The organism is Herbaspirillum lusitanum P6-12 (assembly GCF_000256565.1).
Taxonomy (GTDB): Bacteria; Pseudomonadota; Gammaproteobacteria; order Burkholderiales; family Burkholderiaceae_D; genus Herbaspirillum; species Herbaspirillum lusitanum.
In genome coordinates, this window is sequence record NZ_AJHH01000604.1 from 1 (window position 1) to 3,037 (window position 3,037).

Annotated in this window: 4 protein-coding genes and 1 pseudogene; 2 read left to right on the forward strand and 3 right to left on the reverse strand. The window is 60.9% G+C overall.

Going from position 1 to position 3,037, the window contains the following annotated elements; translation table 11 throughout:
• Positions 1–479: pseudogene (locus tag HLUSI_RS29720) on the reverse strand (heavy metal translocating P-type ATPase); the annotation flags it as partial.
• A gap of 114 nt (positions 480–593) precedes the next feature.
• Between HLUSI_RS29720 and cadR the strand changes: the two are divergent.
• Together cadR and HLUSI_RS0119715 are read left to right on the forward strand one after the other, a co-directional pair.
• The gene (gene cadR, locus HLUSI_RS0119710; RefSeq protein WP_016835581.1) at positions 594–1,046 is read left to right on the forward strand and encodes a Cd(II)/Pb(II)-responsive transcriptional regulator; all 453 of its coding nucleotides are present in this window, start codon (positions 594–596) and stop codon (positions 1,044–1,046) included.
• A 75-nt stretch (positions 1,047–1,121) separates the two neighbouring features.
• Positions 1,122–1,505: a YgiW/YdeI family stress tolerance OB fold protein gene (locus HLUSI_RS0119715; protein WP_157137931.1), complete on the forward strand. Its 384-nt coding sequence runs from the start codon at positions 1,122–1,124 to the stop codon at positions 1,503–1,505.
• Here HLUSI_RS0119715 and HLUSI_RS0119720 read toward each other — a convergent pair.
• Both HLUSI_RS0119720 and cueR read right to left on the reverse strand, forming a co-directional pair.
• Positions 1,502–2,491 (reverse strand): Gfo/Idh/MocA family protein, encoded by a 990-nt coding sequence (locus HLUSI_RS0119720; RefSeq protein ID WP_016835583.1) that lies wholly within the window; start codon positions 2,489–2,491, stop codon positions 1,502–1,504. The two genes, HLUSI_RS0119715 and HLUSI_RS0119720, sit on opposite strands and share 4 nt — an antisense overlap.
• 16 nt (positions 2,492–2,507) lie before the next feature.
• Positions 2,508–2,915, reverse strand: a complete 408-nt coding sequence (gene cueR / locus HLUSI_RS0119725) for a Cu(I)-responsive transcriptional regulator (RefSeq protein ID WP_016835584.1) — start codon at positions 2,913–2,915, stop codon at positions 2,508–2,510.
• Positions 2,916–3,037: the final 122 nt, after the last annotated feature.

Genomic DNA, 3,037 nt, shown 5'->3' on the forward strand with positions numbered 1-3,037 from the left:
GCGACGACTTCCGCCGCCAACGCCGCCACGCCGGCGATGCCGACCATCAGCCATTTGCGCGCGGGAATCGCATAGGATGCGCTGTGATCGTCATCGTCGCTCATGTATGCCTCGGCATCGAGCGTGTCGCTCTTGACCTTGGGCAGCATGTCGAGCGCGGTCAGCGTCTTGACGATGGGCGCGACCGACGGCAAGCGATGCTGCACGGTCAGCTCGCGCTGGATCAGGTTGAACTGCATGGCGGCGATGCCGTCCATGTTGCCCAGGCGTGCGCGGATCAGTTTTTCTTCGGTGGGGCAGTCCATCTTCTGGATGAAGAACACGGCCTCTTCGGCATCGGCGAGGCCGGCCGGTTTGGTATTGTCTGCGGCTGCTTCGGTGTGGTCGTGAGCGTGTTCATGTGCATGTCCGTGACTATGCTCATGGATCGTTTTCTTGCCATGGTTGTGGTCGTGATCGTGGTTACAGCAATTCGACATGCGTGCTCCTGACAAGCGGAAGATGGGGGCTTGCTGTATATTAAAAACCCTGAACCAGCTACAAGGTCAAGCCTTTTATAACCTTGCTTGCAGGTTGGTTGTTTGGAGAAAAGCATGGATGCACTGAAGATAGGCGAACTGGCGGCGCGCACCGATTGCCCGGTCGAAACCATCCGCTATTACGAGCGCGAAGCTCTGCTGCCCGCGCCCACGCGTTCACAGGGCAATTACCGCCTGTACGGCGACAGGCATGTTGAGCGACTGCAATTCATCCGCCATTGCCGTTCGCTCGACATGACGCTCGACGAGGTGCGCAGCCTGCTGCAATTCCGCGATGCGCCGGAAGAAAATTGTGGCGAGGTCAACGCCTTGCTCGACAAGCACATCGGCCACGTTGCCCAGCGCATCGCCGAGCTGAAAAAATTGCAGGCGCAACTGAAGAGCCTGCGCGCGCAATGCGATACGGCGCAGGCGACCCGCGATTGCGGCATCCTGCAAGGACTGGCCAACATGAGCGACGACAGCAAGCCGGTCAATCTCGGCAGCCACGGCAGCGGTTGTCATTGAGTATTACGGCGCAGGAACCAATATCGCGCGAAACTTTCGAACCTGTTCCTCCCGAGATAAATACAAGGAACAGTCATGAAAAAATCCTCTGCTTGCGCGTTAGCCTTGTCCGCACGCTTGACCGTCGCTGCCGTCGCTGCCGTCGCTGCCATCGCTGCAATTCCCGCATTCGCCCAATACACCGGCCCCTCGCACAAGCCGGCGATACAGACGGTCGCCAGCGCCGCCAAGTCGGCCGACGACACGCATGTGGTGCTGGTCGGCTTCATCATCGCCAAGCTGCGTGATGAGCACTACACGTTCCAGGACAACAGCGGCAAGATCGAGATCGAGATCGACGACAAGCATTTCCCGTCCACGCCGGTGAGTGAAACTACCCAGGTGCGCATCCACGGCAAGGTCGACAAGCATCTTGGCAAGGACGCGACGATCGACGTCAAGAAAGTTGAGCCGTTCTAAGAAGCTTTTCCCAGAATACGATCCAACGCCCAGGTGGTGCGCGCCGCAGTCCGTCCGGTCGACGGATGCGTGGAGTTTCCGCGCAGGTGCGCGTGCATGTTGCGCACGTGATGCAACTGGATGTTGTCGGGATTGGCAATGACAACTTCCTCGGCGCCGGCAGCAGTGGTCAGCTGCAGCGGCGTTTCTTCAAACACCGAGAAGGCAATCTTGCCGAGGCTGCCGGTGATCTCCGCCTTGTCGCAACGTTCGAAGCTGCCGAAGTTCCAGCTGCCGCTGCCGGTCACGCCGCCGGCATGCAACCACGCGCCGCCGACCGCATCGCAGGCTGAATACAATCCCTGCTGATTGACGCTGCATCCGGACGCCTCCGTCACCTCGCCCAGCAAGTGTGCAAACAGGTCGATGCCGTGGCTGGCAAGATCGTCGAAGTAGCCTCCCGTCGCAATCGCCGCATCGGTTCTCCAGTTGTAGGCGCGGCTCAGGTCGAGCGGCGAGGGTGTGCGGCTGAATTGCCAGCTGACGTGGCGCGGTGTCCCGATGCGACCGTCGTCGAGCCAGCGTTTGACCTGCGCGAAGCGCGGCAGCGAACGCCGGTAATAGGCCACGAACAAGGGCAGGCCACGGCTTTCAAAAGCCGTGTAGATGGCTTCGCATTCGGCGAATGTCGGCGCCATCGGTTTTTCGATGCAGCAGGGCTTGTTCGCTGCAGCCACTTTCAAGGCGTAGAGCAGGTGCGTGTCAGGCGGCGTCGCGATGTAGACGGCATCGACGTCCGGATCGGCGATCAGCGCGTCGGCATCGTCGTAGTATCGCGCAACTCCATGCCGGCGCGCATAGTCGGCAGCCTTGGCGGCGTCGCGGCGCATCACGGCATGCAGCGCGAAGCCGGGAGTTTGCTGATAGGCCGGACCGCTCTTGCGTTCGGTGACGGCGCCGCAGCCGATGATGCCCCAGCGAATGGTGTCGGGAAGCGTGCTTGTCATGGGCTTGGTCAGATGGTCAATGTGTCCCGGACGGAAGCTCGGCGCTCAGGGCATCGAGGATCGGACAATCGGGCCGGTTGTCGCCGTGGCAATCGTGGGCGAGTCGTTGCAAGGTTGATTTCATTGCCTGCAATTCTCGGATCTTGATATCGAGTTCGGCGATGTGATCGTTCGCCAGTTGCTTGACCTTGCGGCTCGGGCGCGACTGGTCCAGCCACAAGCCCATCAGGTCGCCGATCTGCTTCATCGAAAAACCCAGCACGCGGCCTTGCCGGATGAAACGCAGCAGGTGCACGTCGCGCTCGCCGTAGATGCGATAGCCGGCATCGGTGCGCGCCACCTTCGGCACCAGGCCGATGTCTTCGTAGTGGCGGATCATCTTGGCGGAGACGCCGGAAGCCTGTGCGGCTTCGCCGATGTTCATGCTTGTGCCTGTGTTCATGCTTGCTCCCGTTGAGATTGCTGTGGCTTCCAGCGCTTGAGCAGCAGCGCATTGCTTACCACGCTCACGCTCGAGATCGCCATCGCCGCGCCGGCGAATAAGGG

Excerpts from the sequence above, each read along its gene's own strand:
- cadR (WP_016835581.1), top strand. The coding sequence starts at position 594 with ATGGATGCACTGAAGATAGGCGAACTGGCGGCGCGCACCGATTGCCCG.
- HLUSI_RS0119715 (WP_157137931.1), top strand. The coding sequence starts at position 1,122 with ATGAAAAAATCCTCTGCTTGCGCGTTAGCCTTGTCCGCACGCTTGACC.
- HLUSI_RS0119720 (WP_016835583.1), bottom strand. The coding sequence starts at position 2,491 with ATGACAAGCACGCTTCCCGACACCATTCGCTGGGGCATCATCGGCTGC.
- cueR (WP_016835584.1), bottom strand. The coding sequence starts at position 2,915 with ATGAACATCGGCGAAGCCGCACAGGCTTCCGGCGTCTCCGCCAAGATG.